Genomic DNA, 14363 nt, shown 5'->3' on the forward strand with positions numbered 1-14363 from the left:
GGACCCAGTCATGAGCACCAAACGTATCGTTAAGTTCGAAATCTACCGCTACGATCCGGATAAGGATGAGCGTCCGTACATGCAGAAACTGGACGTGGAGCTGCTGCCCACCGACAAGATGCTGCTGGACGCCATCATCCGCATCAAGAACTCGGTGGATGACAGTCTGGCTCTGCGCCGCTCCTGCCGTGAAGGCGTGTGCGGTTCCGATGCCATGAACATCAATGGCAAGAATGGCCTGGCCTGTACGACCAACCTGCGCGACCTGAAGGAACCTATCGTTCTGCGTCCGCTGCCCGGTCTGCCGGTGATCCGTGATCTGATCGTCGATATGACGCACTTCTTCAATCAGTATCACTCGATCCGGCCGTATCTGATCAACGACACCCCGCCGCCTGAGCGCGAGCGTCTGCAGACGCCGGAAGCCCGCGAGGAACTCGATGGTCTGTACGAGTGCATTCTGTGCGCCTGCTGCTCGACGTCCTGCCCCTCGTTCTGGTGGAACCCCGACAAGTTCGTCGGTCCTGCCGGTTTGCTGGCGGCTTATCGCTTCATTGCGGATAGCCGTGACGAAGCGACGGGTTCGCGTCTGGACAATCTGGAAGACCCGTACCGCCTGTTCCGGTGCCATACCATCATGAACTGCGTCGATGTCTGTCCGAAGGGCTTGAACCCGACGCGCGCCATCGGAAAAATCAAAGAATTGATGGTGCGTCGCGCCGTCTGACCGCTGTCTGGGTTGCGGCGTGCAGGGTTTTTTTAGGAAGGAAGGTTAGATGTCAAAACTGACCGATCTGGATCGTGTTCGTCTGCGCTGGCGTGGCCGGCGCGGTATGCTGGAAAACGATCTGATAATCACCCGGTATCTGGATGCCTATGAGGCCGATCTGGACGATGCGGATGTTGCCGTTCTGACGCAGCTGTTCGAGCTGAGCGACAACGACCTGTTCGATCTGCTGCTGGCGCGCAGTGAGCCGGCGGGTGACCTTGACACGCCGCGCATGCATAAGGTCCTTGGCCTGATGCGCGCACTTTGATCATTCACTAAAGTAGAGGATGCATTGCAATGAAACTGTCCGACAAGAAGGCAACGCTAAGCTTTTCCGATGGTTCGGCTTCGGTTGAATTCCCTGTGTATCAGGGTACGGTTGGCCCGGACGTGATTGATATCCGTAAGCTCTACGGGCAAACGGGCATGTTCACGTATGACCCCGGTTTCCTTTCGACCGCATCTTGCTCGTCTGCCATCACCTATATCGACGGCGACAAGGGCGAGCTGCTGTATCGCGGCTACCCCATCGAGCAACTGGCTCAGAACTGCGACTTCCTGCAAGTCTGCTACCTGATCCTGAATGGCGAATTGCCTGACGAGAAGCAGAGTGCTGAGTTCGATTATGCTGTGACGCATCACACCCTGGTGCACGACCAGCTGCAGTTCTTCCTGCGCGGCTTCCGCCGTGACGCGCACCCGATGGCCGTCCTGACGGGCCTGGTGGGCGCATTGGCAGCGTTCTATCACGACTCCACCGACATCAACAATCCGGAGCATCGCCGTATTTCCGCGATCCGCCTGATTGCCAAGATGCCGACCCTGGTCGCCATGGCGTACAAGTACTCCGTGGGCCAGCCGCTGGCCTATCCGCGCAATGACCTGTCGTACACCGGCAACTTCCTGCGCATGATGTTCAGCAATCCTTGCGAAGACTACGTGGTCAATCCCGTTGTCGAGCGCGCGCTGGATCGTATCTTCATCCTGCACGCCGACCACGAGCAGAACGCCTCCACCTCGACCGTTCGCCTGTGCGGCTCGTCGGGTACCAACCCGTTCGCAGCCATCGCCTCTGGCGTGGCTTGCCTGTGGGGCCCGGCTCACGGTGGCGCCAACGAAGCTTGCCTGCAAATGCTCGAAGAGCTGCAAGCCAACGGCGGCGTGGAGAAGGTCGGCGAGTTCATGGAAAAGGTCAAGGACAAGAACTCGGGCGTTCGCCTGATGGGCTTTGGCCACCGTGTGTACAAGAACTACGACCCGCGTGCCAAGCTGATGCAGGAAACCTGCAAGGAAGTGCTGCAGGCGCTGGGTCTGGAAAATGACCCGCTGTTCAAGCTGGCCATGGAGCTGGAGCGTATTGCTCTGGAAGATCCGTACTTCGTGGATCGCAAGCTGTACCCGAACGTTGACTTCTACTCGGGCATCGTCCAACGCGCCATCGGCATCCCGACCTCGCTGTTCACGGCCATCTTCGCGCTGGCTCGTACGGTGGGCTGGATTGCCCAGTGGAACGAAATGATCTCTGATCCCGAATACAAGATCGGTCGTCCCCGTCAGCTGTTCACCGGTTCGCCTTCGCGCGACATCAAGTAAGTACCGCTGGCCGACAGGCTGGATACGGTGGCAGCATCCTCGCTAACCGTATCTGGATGATCCCCGTGTCTGATGACACGGGGTTTTTTTTGACGATGACTCCCGCTCGGCATTTTGCTGGACTACGCCATGCCGCTGGCCATCCTTCCTCACTGCGAGTTCGTCGCCCGCCGCAACGGCGGGGCGTGTGGGGCGATGCGATGCCATGGGGGCGCTCAACCCCATCTGTCGTTCAGACCCATACATCATTTTGCGCCGTCCGCGCGCCTGTTGTGTCTCCTGTGTTGAGCACGCCGCGTGGCTCGATCAGCATCAGCTTCACCTCATGCTCCGCATGTGGTTTGTGTTCCACCCCTTTGGGGACGACATACAACTCGCCCTGCCGAAGCAAGACGCTGCCATCGCGGAAGTCGATGCGCAGTTCACCATCGAGCACAAGAAAGGCTTCGTCAGTGTCGGCATGAACGTGCCAGATGAAATCGCCCTCCAGGCGCACGATCTTGAACTGGTAGTCGTTCATTTCGGCCACGACCTTAGGTGTCCACTGTTCACTGAAAAGAGTAAATTTCTGCGCGAAGTTGATGGCCTCGTAACGCCCCTTGCTGTGTGCCTGTGTCATGCTGGAATCCTGAAGGAAACTCGAAACCCGCATGCTAAAGCCAACCCTCTTGAGGGGTCTTGTACGATCGTGCAGGGGAGAGCCTGGCGCTATCCAGGCGGTTTGATGCGCTTGAGCCATCGTGCCGGCGGAACGCCATAGGTAGCTGAGAACTGGCGTGCCATGTGGCTTTGGTCGAAGAAACCCGCCATCAGCGCCGCCTCGGCGATGGCGTGCCCCGATAGCATCAATCGCCGGGCGTCATCCAGGCGGCGCATGCTCAGATAGCGATAGGGACTGGTGCCATAGAGTGCCCGGAAATCCCGGCATAGTTGCCAGCGATCCAATCCGCTGGCCTCGGCCAACACTTCCAGCGTGATGGTTTGTTCCGTCGTTTCATGGATAAAGGCACGAGCACGTTCCACCGCTGCGAAATCAGGTTGGCGCCGGATGCGGCGCTGCCCGGCAACGGCAACCAAGGCATGTGCCAGGTCATACAGCGCATCGGCTTCTTCCATCGGGTCAATGCCGCTGTCCATGCCCTGCAATAACGGTTGGATCGCCGCTTGGAGTCGTGGGTCGCTCGACAGGCCGCCTTCAATAAAGGGTAGCGGCTTGCCGCCGAGAATCTGCTGGATCAAGGAAGGCTCGACATACGCCATCCGGTAATGAAAGCCGGCTTCGGTGCCGGCTTCTCCATCATGGATTTCATCAGGGTGAAGCACCAGGATGGTTCCGGGCAGGCTATGGCGCCGGGCACGGCGATATTGGAAGCTCTGAACGCCTGCCAAAGTGCAGCCTATGGCGTAAGTATCGTGGCGATGGGGGGTATAGCCATGACCACCGAAATAGGCTTCGATGCGTTCGATCTTTCCTGGTCGGTTGGCGTGTTGAACCCAGTCGTGAGGTGTTGTTGTTTTGGCCATTTTCCCCCGCATCGAAACGCGGCATGACAGCAGATAGGCATGCAGGATTGCAATCGTACTGCTCCACCAGTGATTGCAGGTAGAAAAACCTGCACATTGACTGCCCCCAGGCTTGGCCGAGTCGGCGGTTCCGCCGCCGGGCTTTCGGGCTACGCCCCTGCCGTCTTTACCGTCACGGACACCGGGCTTCAATGCCTCATGCCTGCGCGCTGCATTTGCGTTGCCAGTCACATCTTGCCGCCATCCTGGCATCGCGCGGCGTGTACGCGGGCGCAGTCATGGTGAACGGCTGAGTACAACGTTGTTTGAATGGCTGGGGATTTCACCGGATGCTGCCAGGACTGGACGAACGCGCTGGATTGTTGGCGCGGAGGGCAGCCTCAGTGGTTGGTCTAGGTATCGTCCCCTATTTTATTAATTGCAAATTGGAAATCATTTGAATAGAATTTACGATGAAAATGATGAATGAAATTTCAAAAAAGAAATTATTGGGGATGCTATGCCTGCCATTCAACCCGACAGTGAACCTGGCGACCTGGAAAATGCGCTCTCGCGCCTTCAATGCATTCTGGTGGCGCGACGCACCCGGGCCACGCCTGAGGCCGTCAGCTGGGCACAGTACGACATTCTGGAGGTTCTGCGTTTGCATGGCCCCATGACCCCCTCGCTGTTGAGCGACAGATTGGGCGCGGCACGCACCGGCATCTCAAAATCCCTGCGTGTGCTCAAGGATCTCGGGCTGGTCGAGCAAATGCAGGAGGACGGAGATCGGCGAGCATTCGTCACCGCGCTGACGCGGCAAGGACGCGATTTTCTCGCGCGCGCCGCGACGGGCAGGAGCGAGGCGGCACGCTGCGTGAGAGAGGCGCTGACCCCTGGCGAGCAAGCCATCTTCGTGGAGTTGTGCGAGAAGGCCAGTGCTGCCTTGGCCATCACTGACGCGGACCAGGAGGCGCACGCATGAATACCTTGCCCACGCCGTATCGCGACATAGAGATCGTCGGTGCGCGCAATAACAATCTGCGCGGCGTTACGCTGAACATCCCCAAGTACTGCATCTCCGTTTTCACGGGCGTGTCCGGTTCTGGCAAATCCTCGCTGGTCTTTGACACGATTGCGGCTGAATCCCAGCGTCAGCTCAATGAAAGTCATAGCGCCTTCGTGCGGCACCGGCTACCGCATTACGGTCAGCCGCAGGCGGATGCCTTGCGCAATTTGCCGGCATCCATTGTGGTGGATCAGAAGCCGCTGGGCGGCAATGCGCGTTCGACAGTGGGAACGGCCACGGACATTCAACCCTTGCTGCGCTTGCTGTTCTCGCGCCTCGGGCAGCCATTCGTGGGCTATGCCAACGTGTTTTCGTTCAATCACCCGCAGGGAATGTGCCCGGCCTGTCAGGGGCTGGGGATGGTAGATGAGCTGGATCTCGACCTCCTGATCGACCGCAGCCGGTCCCTGAACCAGGGAGCGATCCGGTTTCCCACGTTCGCTTATGGCACATTTCGCTGGAAGCGTTACGCTTGCTCCGGCTTGTTCGATTGCGACAAGCCCTTGGCCGACTACAGCGAGGATGAATGGCAGACACTGCTGTATGCCGATGATCTGGCCGTCAGCCATCCGCTGCCAGGATGGCCCGCTTCGGCCCGGTTCCAGGGGTTGGTTCCGCGCTTTCGGCGCGCCTACCTGGACCATGAGCCTAGTCGTCTGACCCAGGCTGAGCGTGAGGGGCTCGCCCGTGTGATTACACGCCAGCGGTGTCCGGCCTGTGGCGGTGCGCGGCTCAATTCGACCATCCTGTCATGCAAGATTAAAGGCCGTTCCATTGCGGACTGCGCCAGCCTGGAGATTGCCGACCTGCTGGTTTTCATGCGCAGTATCAGTGGTGACACTGTCGCCACGGTGCTGGCCGCCATCATCGAGCGCTTGGAACAAATGGGCGCCATCGGCCTGGACTACCTCAGCCTGGAGCGTGCGACCGCCAGTCTGTCGGGTGGGGAATCCCAGCGTGTGAAGATGGTGCGCCACCTGGGCAGCAGTCTTGCCGATATTGCCTATATTTTCGATGAGCCCAGCGTCGGGCTGCACCCGCGCGATGTGCACCAGCTCAACACCTTGCTGTGCGGCCTGCGTGACAAAGGCAATACCGTACTGGTGGTTGAGCATGATCCGGATGTCATCGCCATTGCCGATCATGTGGTGGACATGGGGCCCGGGGCGGGCCAGAAGGGCGGGCAGGTGGTGTATCAGGGCGATTACGCCGGCTTGAGGCAAGCCGATACCCTGACGGGCCGCTCTTTGCGGCGGGCCGTGACCTTGAAACGCGAGCCGCGTACCGCGACGGGACAAATCACCCTGCATGGTCTTTCGCTACATAACCTGCGCGATGTCAGCGTGTCGATTCCCGAGGGAGTGCTGACGGTGGTGACCGGTGTTGCCGGTTCCGGTAAAAGCACGCTCGTCAATCGCCTGCTGCCCCGTTATTGCGCGCACGCCATTCTGATCGACCAGAAAGGTTTGGGCGGAACGCGGCGTTCATCGGTTGCAAGCTATATCGGCGTACTCGATGCGGTGCGTGCAGGTTTCGCGAAGGCGAGTCGCCAGCCCGCCAGCCTGTTCAGCAGCAATGCCCAAGGGGCTTGTCCGGTGTGCAAGGGCCTGGGGCTGGTTCAAACCGACCTGGCTTTCATGGATAGCGTGGAAACGCCTTGTGATGCTTGTGGTGCCACCGGGTTTAATGATGCAGCGCGCGGCGTGGTCTGGATGGGCTGCAATATTGCCCAGGTTCTGGCGCTATCCGTGGACCAGGCCCGGGCGCTATTCCACGCTTGCCGGGATATTTCCGAGCCCTTGGAAAGACTGGCTGCGGTGGGGTTGGGCTACTTGTCCTTGGGGCAGCGCTTGAGCACGCTGTCTGGCGGAGAGCGCCAGCGTTTGAAGCTGGCATCCAGCTTGGCAGAAGAGGGCAGGCTGTACGTCTTTGATGAGCCGACCTCTGGCCTGCATCGCTCCGATGTGGACCGGCTGCTGACGATTTTCGACGATCTCACGCAGCGCGGCGCCACGGTCATTGTGGTCGAGCACAACCTGGATGTCATGGCCCATGCGGACTGGTTGATCGAGATGGGCCCAGGGGCGGGCAAGCACGGGGGGCAAATCATTTTTGCCGGGGTTCCTGCGGCCATGCTCGAAGCCCCGGCATCCGTCACCGGGCCGTTCCTGCGGCATTACTTGTCCGCGCAATGAGGGGCGGCATGGGGCGCCGCTCCCTGTGCGAACCATCCGCCCGTGTCGATGCTTGTGTGCGAAAGTTAGCCTGCCGCCCTGTCTGATCTCTGATCGGGTTCCTGCGCTTATGATGTGCAAGACGCCGGAGCATGCCGGCGGGTGGAAGAGGCGGTGCCGTGATGGGCGGCGCGGCGGCACAGGAGACTGGTTGAATGTCAGAAAAAAAAGTCATCTATCTGGAAGATGTGGTGGTCGGTGCGCAGTTTCATAGCCCTGAACATGCGCTGGACCCCGCGCAGGTGGTCGGCTTTGCGCAGCAGTTCGATCCGCAGGTATTTCATCTGGATGAGGAAGCGGCCAAGCAGACATTTTTTCAAGGGCTGGTGGCAAGTGGTTGGCATACCGCAGCGGTGACCATGAAACTGTTGGTGCAGAGCATTCCGGTGGGCAACGGTCTGATCGGAGCCGGTGTGGAAGTGGCCTGGCCCCAGCCCACGCGGCCGAATGATGTGTTGCGGGTGGTCAGTACGGTGCAGCACATTCAGCCATCGCGCTCCAAGCCGGACCGCGCGATTGTGACCATGGAGTGCCTGACACTCAATCAGCATGATGAGGTTTGCCAGCGCATGACGGTGAAAACCTTGATCATGCGCCGCCCCGGTGAACAAGCGGGGTAGTGGCCCCTGTTAGAGCGAAGTGATGACATCAAGGAATGAATGGCATATGTTGCAAAGAAAGTTTGGATTGTCGGCACTGTTTTCGGCTGGGTTGCTGCTGACGCCTGCATTGCAGGCGGCGGAGCTGCCGACGGTACTGGAAGTCCTGCAGGATAAAGGCCTCACCATCGTGCAGGAGTTCGAGGTTGGTGGTGGCGTGCGTGCCTTCGCCGGCGTGGCGGGAGATGTTCCGATTGCCGTGTACGTCACCAGCGACGGCAAGGCGATTGTCGGAACCCGGTTGGACGAAAAGGCCGAGCCGATTGATGAGGCCGTGCTGGAGCAACTAGTGGCCCGGCCGATGGCGGAGCGGGCCTGGACGCAATTGAGCGAGGCGGCTTGGGTACAGGATGGCAGCAAGGATGCGCCACGGATTGTCTATACCTTCAGTGATCCCAACTGCCCGTACTGCAACCGATTCTGGCAGGCTGCCCGGCCCTGGGTGGATGCCGGCAAGGTGCAGCTGCGGCATTTGCTGGTAGGTGTCATCAAGGCAGACAGTCCTGCCAAGGCAGCCGCCATCCTGGAAGCGTCGGATCAGACGGCGGCCTTGCTGGAAAATGAGCGCAATTTTGCCAAGGGCGGGATCAAACCGGCAGCCCGTGTGTCCGCGGAAGCAGGCGCCATGCTGAATGCCAATCAGGCCTTGATGGCTGAGCTGGGCTTCCGTGGCACGCCAGGCATTGTGGTGCAGGACGGAGAAGGCGGCCTGAAGAAATTCAATGGCATGCCGCAGCCTGAGGCCTTGTTGGAGGTGTTCGGGCCGCGTTGAACGCGGCCGGCAGGGCTTTGCCTGGCCTAGCGGCGGGCTGCCCTGGATGGCGTGAGCCTGAGCAGCAGGAGCGCGGCCAGGCTGATGCCGGCCAACATGAGCATGACGGCGTGGTAGCCGGCCAGAAAGGCGGCCTCTGGTGTCGGGTGGGGGCTGGATGCGCGTGCGTCGTAGAGTGCGGTCGCCAGCGCCAGGCCGAGCGCGCCTCCAAGATTGTGCAGCGTGGCAGCCATGCCCAGGGCGGTGCCGGCCAGATGCCCAGGCAGCGCAGCCAGGGCCGCGTTCATGGACGGGCCCAGCAGGCAGGCCCAGCCTATGCCCAGGCTGGCGAAGGCCAGCAACACCCACGCCCAGCGGGTATCCGGGCCGAATGTGGCTTGAATCAGCGCGGAGAGCAGCAAGGCCAGAAAGCCGGCGCCCATGACCGGACCCGTGCCTCGCTGATCGCTGATGCGCCCGACCAGTGGCGATGTCAGGGCCATCAGGGCCGTGGTAGGCAACAGCAGCCAGCCGGTCATGATGCTGTCCTGGTGGCGCAGCTCGCTGAGATACAGCGGCATCAGGAAGAACGCCACGCAATAGAAGCAGGCCAGGGCAGCGGTGGCCACGGCTGCGCTCAGAAAGCGCGGACGCAGAAACAGGGCAAAGCGCAACAAGGGAGCGGCAGCATGGCGTTCTGTACGCCAGAGCGCCAGCCCCAGCAGCAGGCAGCTTCCTGTCAGGCTCAGGGACCGGGCGGATAGCCAGCCCCAACGCGAGCCGTCACTGAGCAGCAGCAGGCAGCCAGGCAGCAAAGCCAGCCAGAGGACTGTGCCCGCCCAGTCGAAATGTATGCCGGTGCTGGTGCCGGGGGCCGGGGCCGGCAAGCGACGCCAGCACAGCATGAAGCTGGCCAGGATCAGCGGTAGATTGAGAAAAAAGATCCAGCGCCACCCCAGTGTGCCGGCCAACAGGCCGCCCAGTACGGGCCCAACTGCCAGACCCACGCCATTGGCGCTGAATAGCAGACCCAGGGCTTTGCCACGTTCCTGTGCGGCGAACATCTCGGCGACCAGGGCGGCTGAAGCGGTATAGAGCCCGGCGCAGGCGGCGCCTTGCAGGATGCGCCAGGCAATCAGGGCGGCAAGATCGTGGCTGAGGCCGGCACCCAGCGAAGCCAGTGCGAAAACCGCCATGCTGGCTTGCATGATGCGGGCGCGGCCGTAACAGTCTGCCAGCTGGCCGATGGCGATGGTGCAACTGGAGAGCGCCATGACGAAAGCCGTCATCACCCATTGCAGCCGGGCAAGGTCGGCCCCCAGCTCTGTCTGGATGGCAGGTAGCGCAGTATTGACGATGGTGAAATCTATACAGCCGAGAAAGCTGGCGATGGCCACACCGCCCAGTGCGAACCAGGCTGAGCGGCGGGTAGCCATCGGGGAATCGGAAGAAGGGGGCGACATGAAGGGTTGCCTGCCGGAATGGACAGGAAAGAGCAGAAGGGAGCTGTATCTTATTGAAGAAAAAGGATTTTCAATTGATATAATTTTTCGGTTGATAAGAGACTTAAAGTATCAAATTAGCCATGCAGCCTTATGATCATTTCCAGGGTGTCCTGGCTTTTGTGCGTGCCGTGGAGCACGGCAGTTTCAGCATGGCATCGCGTCATATGGGCCTATCGCCATCCAGTGTGGGCAAGGCCGTGGCGCGGCTGGAAGCGCGGCTGGGCGTACGCCTGTTTCAGCGCACGACCCGCCGGATGTCGTTGACGGACGCAGGCCTGGCCTTTTATGACAGTTGCCAGCTGGCCTTGGGCGCCCTGGCACAGGCCGAGACCGCGCTGGCGGATTTGCAGCAGGCTCCTGCAGGGCGGGTCCGGGTGGCAGTGCCCAGCGTGTATGGACGCGTGCGGGTGATGCCTGTCCTGACTGCCCTGGCGGAACGCTATCCGGCGCTGGATTGGGACATTGCTTTTTCCAGCCGGATTGTCGATCTGGTGGAAGAAAATTTTGATCTGGCGGTACGCATCGGGCCGCTGGAAGACAGCGCAACGCGCGTAGCGCGTCGCCTGGGGGAACAGGCGCTGTGTTTGTGTGCAGCGCCATCCTACCTGGCGCGCCGGGGCGTGCCGCAATCGCTTGATGCCCTGGCGTCGCATGCCTGCCTGTCAGGTAAACAGGCAGGCGCAGAGGATGCCTGGTATTTTGGTTCGGCGGCAGGGGGCATGGGGGCGCGCCGCTATGTGCCGCGCCAGCCGCACATGCGCGTGGGGGATATGGATGCCCTGCGTCAGGCGGCCCTGGCGGGGGCGGGGCTGGCCCAATTGCCGGGCTGGTTCGTTGCCGAGGATCTGCGGGCGGGACGATTGCAGGCCGTCTTGTCTGACTGCATGCCGGATCCTTTGCCCATTCATGTGCTGTGGCTGCAAACGGCATGGCTGCCGGCCAGATTGCGCGTGGTGATAGATGAACTGGTGGCCACGCTGGCAGAGGCCGTGCCTTTGCAGGCGGGGATGGCGGCCAGTTAGCGTTCCCGGCCGCCAGGATCAAGTGCCGGGGTTCAGATTGATGATCTGGCTGGCTTGCCAGATGGCAGGATTGCGGTGGGTCACGATAATGACCGTCGCGTCCTGAGCGAGGATCCGCCGGGCAATCCTGGCTTCCGTGGTGTCGTCCAGGGCAGCCGTGGCTTCGTCAAGAATCAGGATGGGGGCGCGTTTGAGCAAGGCGCGCGCCAGCGCCACGCGCTGACGTTCGCCGCCAGACAAGGCCGTGCCCTGATGGCCCAGGTGCTGGTGAATACCTGCAGGCGAGCGTTCCAATACTGCGTCCAGCGCGGCCGCGCGAGCGGCATCGGCAATTTCGTCATCGGTAGCCGATGGCCGGCCCAGGCGAACATTCTCTGCCAGCGTGCCAGTGAAAATGACAGGGTCTTGAGGCACATAGGCGATATGGGCCGCGAGTTCGTCGTGGCGCATGGCAGTGAGGGGAACGCCGCCCAGGGTAATGCGGCCGGCCTGCGGGTCGTCGAAGCGCATCAGCAAGCCCAGCAATGTGCTTTTGCCGCTGCCCGTCGGCCCAGAGACCAATACCCTGGCGCCGACAGGAATGGTGGCATGAACATTGTGCAGGGCAGGTGCGTAGCAAACGCCTTCCAGCACCATCTGCAGGCCAGCGGGCACCTGTGCCTGGCTGGCCGCAGGCTCGGGCAGTGCAGGTGCTTGAATGGCGCGGCGGAAGTCGCTCACGATGGCGCGCAGGTCGTTGAGCCCTAGCCCGGCCAGGGCCAGCGCATCCAGAGGCGCGGCCGCGCGTGCTGTCAGCAGGATGAGCGCCAGGGCGGCAGCCGGATCCGAGAAGCCTTGCCAGCCTAGCAAAAGCACGACAAGGGCCAGGGGCAAGACGCTGGCCAGGGCGGAAATAAAGGTAGCCGGTGCGGCAGCGCGATTGGTGCGGGCCAGCGCGTTTTCCTGATCTTCCCAGCGTCGGGTCAAGCGTTCCAGCGCATGTGCAGGCCCTGCGGCGCTACGCAGCAATTCAAGGTGATCCGTCAGCTCCAGGGTGGCTTGCGTAGCGGCCATTTCGGCCGCGTGCCGCTGGGCGTCGGCACGGCTGAGCGCGCGTTGTGACAGGTATTGGGCAGCCAGGGAGAGCAGCAGGACGGCGCCTATCAGCATGGCCGTGCCTGCATCGGCAATGACGGCTATCCCTGCCAGCAGGAACAGTGGCGTCAGTGGCGCCAACAGGAAGGTTTGCAATTGGTGCGCCGGTACGCTCATCAAGGTCGGGATGCCGCGTCCTGCCAGTGTGGCAAGCAAGGTGCGGTGCTCCGGCGAGAACCAGGACAGGCGCGCACGGTTCAGCGTCTGGCCGAGGGCGTCATACAGGTCGCCGGCCAGGCGTGCGCCTGAGAAAAAGCCGGCGCGCGTGACCAGAATCGTCGCCAGCAGCGTGATGGCCGCGACACCCAGTACCAGGCCGGGAGGCTGATGCTGGATGATGGCCAGTGCAAGCAGGGTATAGGCCGTGGCTTCCAGCAAGGCGACGGCGGACCAGCCCAGGCCAATGGTGATCAGCCGGCGGCGGGCATGTCTGATAGCGGTGAGGGGCGGGTTCATGGGGCATCTCCAGCAGCGGCGTGAGGCGTCAGGGCCAGGCAGGCATCCGCCCGGGCCGCCAGTTCGGCATCATGGGTAACGAACAGGATGGTTTTGTGTTTCCGTCGCGCCAGCTGTTGCAGTGCGTCGAACAGGCGGTGTGCCGTCTGGGCATCCAGCGCACTGGTCGGCTCGTCGAGCAGAATGACCGGTGCCGTGCTCAGGAAAGCGCGTGCCAGGTTGACGCGCTGTTTTTCGCCGCCAGAAAGCAGGGTGGCATCGGCGTCCGGGGCGATCTCCAGCTGTGCCTGCTGCAAAGCCTGGCGATAGTCTGCATCGCTGGCAGTGGGAGCGCTCAAAGACAGCGTGGCGCGTATTGGCGCTGCCAGCACATCGCCGCCCTGGGGAATCAGCAGCAACTGCCGGGGCCGTGTATCCAGGGCCAGCTCGGCCACGGCGCTTGCGCCCAGATGCACCTGGCCGCTGTGCGGACGTTCCTGCCCGGCCAGAACACGCAGCAAGGTGGATTTGCCTGTGCCGCTGGGGCCGGTGATGGCTGTCAGCGTGCCGGGAAAGAAGGTGTGAGTGAGTGCGGGCAAGAGCTGCCGTTCCCCGAAACGGATATCCAGCTTGTCCGCCTGGAGCGGCAGTCCCGCGGCGAGAGGATGGGGGGCATCTTGCTTGCCATCGGGCAGGGGAGCTTCTTGCAATAGCTGTACCAGGCGTTGTGCGGCGGCGCGGCCAGCAGCGGCATAATCCAGTCCGTGCCCGAGCTTGAGGGCCGGTGTCACGATAGCCAGGCTCAGCAGCAATGCTGCTGCCAGTTGGTCTGCGGGCAGTGCATGGCCAGCGGCATAGGCAATGGCGAAGGTGGCGACTGCCTGCAAGAGGGCAACCGCTATGGCGGCAGCCGTGGCAACGGAACCGACGCGCTTGAGCATGCCGTCGATGAAGCGCCGTGTGGCGGTCTGATAAGCAGCCGCCGCGCCCGCCTGTACGCCATAAATCCGGCTGACCTGGATGCCGCGCGCGTAGTCGTCGGCGGCATTCATGATGTCGCTCATGACATCCGCTTGTTCTGCGCCATGCCTGGCAGCCATTTTCGGAATGATGACGAGATAGCACAGGGCCGCGATGGCACCGGGAATCAAGGCCAGCAGCGCGAGCGGCCCCGCTACGCCCGCCAGGAGCAGAATGGTGGCCAGGGGGATGATGGCGAAAGTGGCGATTTCCCCAGGCAGATGCGCGACCATATGGTGCAGGGCGCCAATGTCATCCGAGACCAGCCGCCGCAAGCTGTCGCCGCCATAGCGGCTCAGGGTACTGGCGGGCAAGCGCATCAGATGGTTGGCTGCCTGCCGCCGTAACCGGGCTTCGAAACGTCCTTCGGCATCATGTGAAAGCCAGGACGAAATGGCTGCCAGCAAGGCGCCCAGCAACCACAGGGCGCAGGCGCCACTGGCCCATGCCAAGGCGGGGGTGCGTAACAGCGAGATCAGGCACCAGATTGCGCCCAGCATGGCCAGCCCCGAGGCGGCGGCTGTCATCATGCCGGCGGCCAGGCGCGGCAGGGCGGGCCGCAAGGCAGGCAGCAGGACGGAATCCTGCCGGCCGGTCCGGAACAGGGGCAGAAGCATGGGGTTCTCCGTTGATCAGCCCGAAGGCCGAAGGTATCCCGGTTGGCGGGCA

At 62.0% G+C, this 14363-nt stretch carries 13 protein-coding genes; 8 read left to right on the plus strand and 5 right to left on the minus strand.

Going from position 1 to position 14363, the window contains the following annotated elements:
• Positions 1 to 10: 10 nt before the first annotated feature.
• The 3 genes from ACNA1V_RS01165 to gltA are packed head-to-tail and all read left to right on the plus strand — an operon-like array spanning position 11 to position 2362.
• Entirely contained in the window at positions 11 to 727 is a 717-nt protein-coding gene (locus ACNA1V_RS01165; protein WP_415831732.1) for a succinate dehydrogenase iron-sulfur subunit, read from the plus strand.
• 49 nt (positions 728 to 776) lie between these two features.
• On the plus strand, positions 777 to 1037 hold the full coding sequence (locus ACNA1V_RS01170) for an FAD assembly factor SdhE (RefSeq protein ID WP_415831733.1): 261 nt from the start codon (positions 777 to 779) through the stop codon (positions 1035 to 1037).
• 29 nt (positions 1038 to 1066) lie between these two features.
• The gene (gltA, locus tag ACNA1V_RS01175) at positions 1067 to 2362 is read left to right on the plus strand and encodes a citrate synthase (protein WP_415831734.1); all 1296 of its coding nucleotides are present in this window, start codon (positions 1067 to 1069) and stop codon (positions 2360 to 2362) included.
• 232 nt (positions 2363 to 2594) lie between these two features.
• Here gltA and ACNA1V_RS01180 read toward each other — a convergent pair whose 3' ends face one another.
• Positions 2595 to 2981 carry a cupin domain-containing protein gene (locus tag ACNA1V_RS01180; protein WP_415831735.1) on the minus strand — a complete coding sequence of 129 codons (387 nt, stop codon included), beginning with the start codon at positions 2979 to 2981 and terminating at the stop codon, positions 2595 to 2597.
• A gap of 89 nt (positions 2982 to 3070) precedes the next feature.
• Complete coding sequence (locus ACNA1V_RS01185; RefSeq protein ID WP_415831736.1) at positions 3071 to 3886, minus strand: AraC family transcriptional regulator; 816 nt, start codon at positions 3884 to 3886, stop codon at positions 3071 to 3073.
• 499 nt (positions 3887 to 4385) lie between these two features.
• Here ACNA1V_RS01185 and ACNA1V_RS01190 point away from each other — a divergent pair, with 499 nt between their 5' ends.
• The 4 genes from ACNA1V_RS01190 to dsbG all read left to right on the plus strand — a co-directional run bounded on the left by ACNA1V_RS01190 (position 4386) and on the right by dsbG (position 8599).
• Entirely contained in the window at positions 4386 to 4850 is a 465-nt protein-coding gene (locus ACNA1V_RS01190; protein ID WP_415831737.1) for a MarR family winged helix-turn-helix transcriptional regulator, read from the plus strand.
• Positions 4847 to 7129 carry an ATP-binding cassette domain-containing protein gene (locus tag ACNA1V_RS01195; RefSeq protein ID WP_415831738.1) on the plus strand — a complete coding sequence of 761 codons (2283 nt, stop codon included), beginning with the start codon at positions 4847 to 4849 and terminating at the stop codon, positions 7127 to 7129. The genes ACNA1V_RS01190 and ACNA1V_RS01195 overlap by 4 nt, the downstream gene beginning before the upstream one ends.
• 194 nt (positions 7130 to 7323) lie before the next feature.
• Positions 7324 to 7788, plus strand: coding sequence for a MaoC family dehydratase (locus tag ACNA1V_RS01200; RefSeq protein ID WP_415831739.1), 465 nt, complete (start codon positions 7324 to 7326; stop codon positions 7786 to 7788).
• 46 nt (positions 7789 to 7834) lie between these two features.
• Positions 7835 to 8599: a thiol:disulfide interchange protein DsbG gene (gene dsbG, locus ACNA1V_RS01205; protein ID WP_415831740.1), complete on the plus strand. Its 765-nt coding sequence runs from the start codon at positions 7835 to 7837 to the stop codon at positions 8597 to 8599.
• A 26-nt stretch (positions 8600 to 8625) separates the two neighbouring features.
• Here the strand turns inward: dsbG and ACNA1V_RS01210 are convergent, their stop codons facing one another.
• Entirely contained in the window at positions 8626 to 10041 is a 1416-nt protein-coding gene (locus ACNA1V_RS01210) for a DHA2 family efflux MFS transporter permease subunit (RefSeq protein WP_415831741.1), read from the minus strand.
• Between the two features lie 122 nt (positions 10042 to 10163).
• On the opposite strand from ACNA1V_RS01210, the gene ACNA1V_RS01215 reads away from it, so the two are divergent.
• The gene (locus tag ACNA1V_RS01215) at positions 10164 to 11105 is read left to right on the plus strand and encodes a LysR family transcriptional regulator (RefSeq protein ID WP_415831742.1); all 942 of its coding nucleotides are present in this window, start codon (positions 10164 to 10166) and stop codon (positions 11103 to 11105) included.
• 18 nt (positions 11106 to 11123) lie between these two features.
• Here ACNA1V_RS01215 and ACNA1V_RS01220 read toward each other — a convergent pair whose 3' ends face one another.
• Both ACNA1V_RS01220 and ACNA1V_RS01225 read right to left on the minus strand, forming a co-directional pair.
• On the minus strand, positions 11124 to 12695 hold the full coding sequence (locus ACNA1V_RS01220; RefSeq protein WP_415831743.1) for an ATP-binding cassette domain-containing protein: 1572 nt from the start codon (positions 12693 to 12695) through the stop codon (positions 11124 to 11126).
• Entirely contained in the window at positions 12692 to 14311 is a 1620-nt protein-coding gene (locus ACNA1V_RS01225) for an ATP-binding cassette domain-containing protein (protein ID WP_415831744.1), read from the minus strand. The genes ACNA1V_RS01220 and ACNA1V_RS01225 overlap by 4 nt, the downstream gene beginning before the upstream one ends.
• Positions 14312 to 14363 lie beyond the last annotated feature (52 nt).

Source organism: Kerstersia similis (assembly GCF_965139615.1).
GTDB lineage: Bacteria > Pseudomonadota > Gammaproteobacteria > Burkholderiales > Burkholderiaceae_B > Kerstersia > Kerstersia similis.

Excerpts from the sequence above, each read along its gene's own strand:
- ACNA1V_RS01165 (WP_415831732.1), top strand. The coding sequence starts at position 11 with ATGAGCACCAAACGTATCGTTAAGTTCGAAATCTACCGCTACGATCCG.
- ACNA1V_RS01170 (WP_415831733.1), top strand. The coding sequence starts at position 777 with ATGTCAAAACTGACCGATCTGGATCGTGTTCGTCTGCGCTGGCGTGGC.
- gltA (WP_415831734.1), top strand. The coding sequence starts at position 1,067 with ATGAAACTGTCCGACAAGAAGGCAACGCTAAGCTTTTCCGATGGTTCG.
- ACNA1V_RS01180 (WP_415831735.1), bottom strand. The coding sequence starts at position 2,981 with ATGACACAGGCACACAGCAAGGGGCGTTACGAGGCCATCAACTTCGCG.
- ACNA1V_RS01185 (WP_415831736.1), bottom strand. The coding sequence starts at position 3,886 with ATGGCCAAAACAACAACACCTCACGACTGGGTTCAACACGCCAACCGA.
- ACNA1V_RS01190 (WP_415831737.1), top strand. The coding sequence starts at position 4,386 with ATGCCTGCCATTCAACCCGACAGTGAACCTGGCGACCTGGAAAATGCG.
- ACNA1V_RS01195 (WP_415831738.1), top strand. The coding sequence starts at position 4,847 with ATGAATACCTTGCCCACGCCGTATCGCGACATAGAGATCGTCGGTGCG.
- ACNA1V_RS01200 (WP_415831739.1), top strand. The coding sequence starts at position 7,324 with ATGTCAGAAAAAAAAGTCATCTATCTGGAAGATGTGGTGGTCGGTGCG.
- dsbG (WP_415831740.1), top strand. The coding sequence starts at position 7,835 with ATGTTGCAAAGAAAGTTTGGATTGTCGGCACTGTTTTCGGCTGGGTTG.
- ACNA1V_RS01210 (WP_415831741.1), bottom strand. The coding sequence starts at position 10,041 with ATGTCGCCCCCTTCTTCCGATTCCCCGATGGCTACCCGCCGCTCAGCC.
- ACNA1V_RS01215 (WP_415831742.1), top strand. The coding sequence starts at position 10,164 with ATGCAGCCTTATGATCATTTCCAGGGTGTCCTGGCTTTTGTGCGTGCC.
- ACNA1V_RS01220 (WP_415831743.1), bottom strand. The coding sequence starts at position 12,695 with ATGAACCCGCCCCTCACCGCTATCAGACATGCCCGCCGCCGGCTGATC.
- ACNA1V_RS01225 (WP_415831744.1), bottom strand. The coding sequence starts at position 14,311 with ATGCTTCTGCCCCTGTTCCGGACCGGCCGGCAGGATTCCGTCCTGCTG.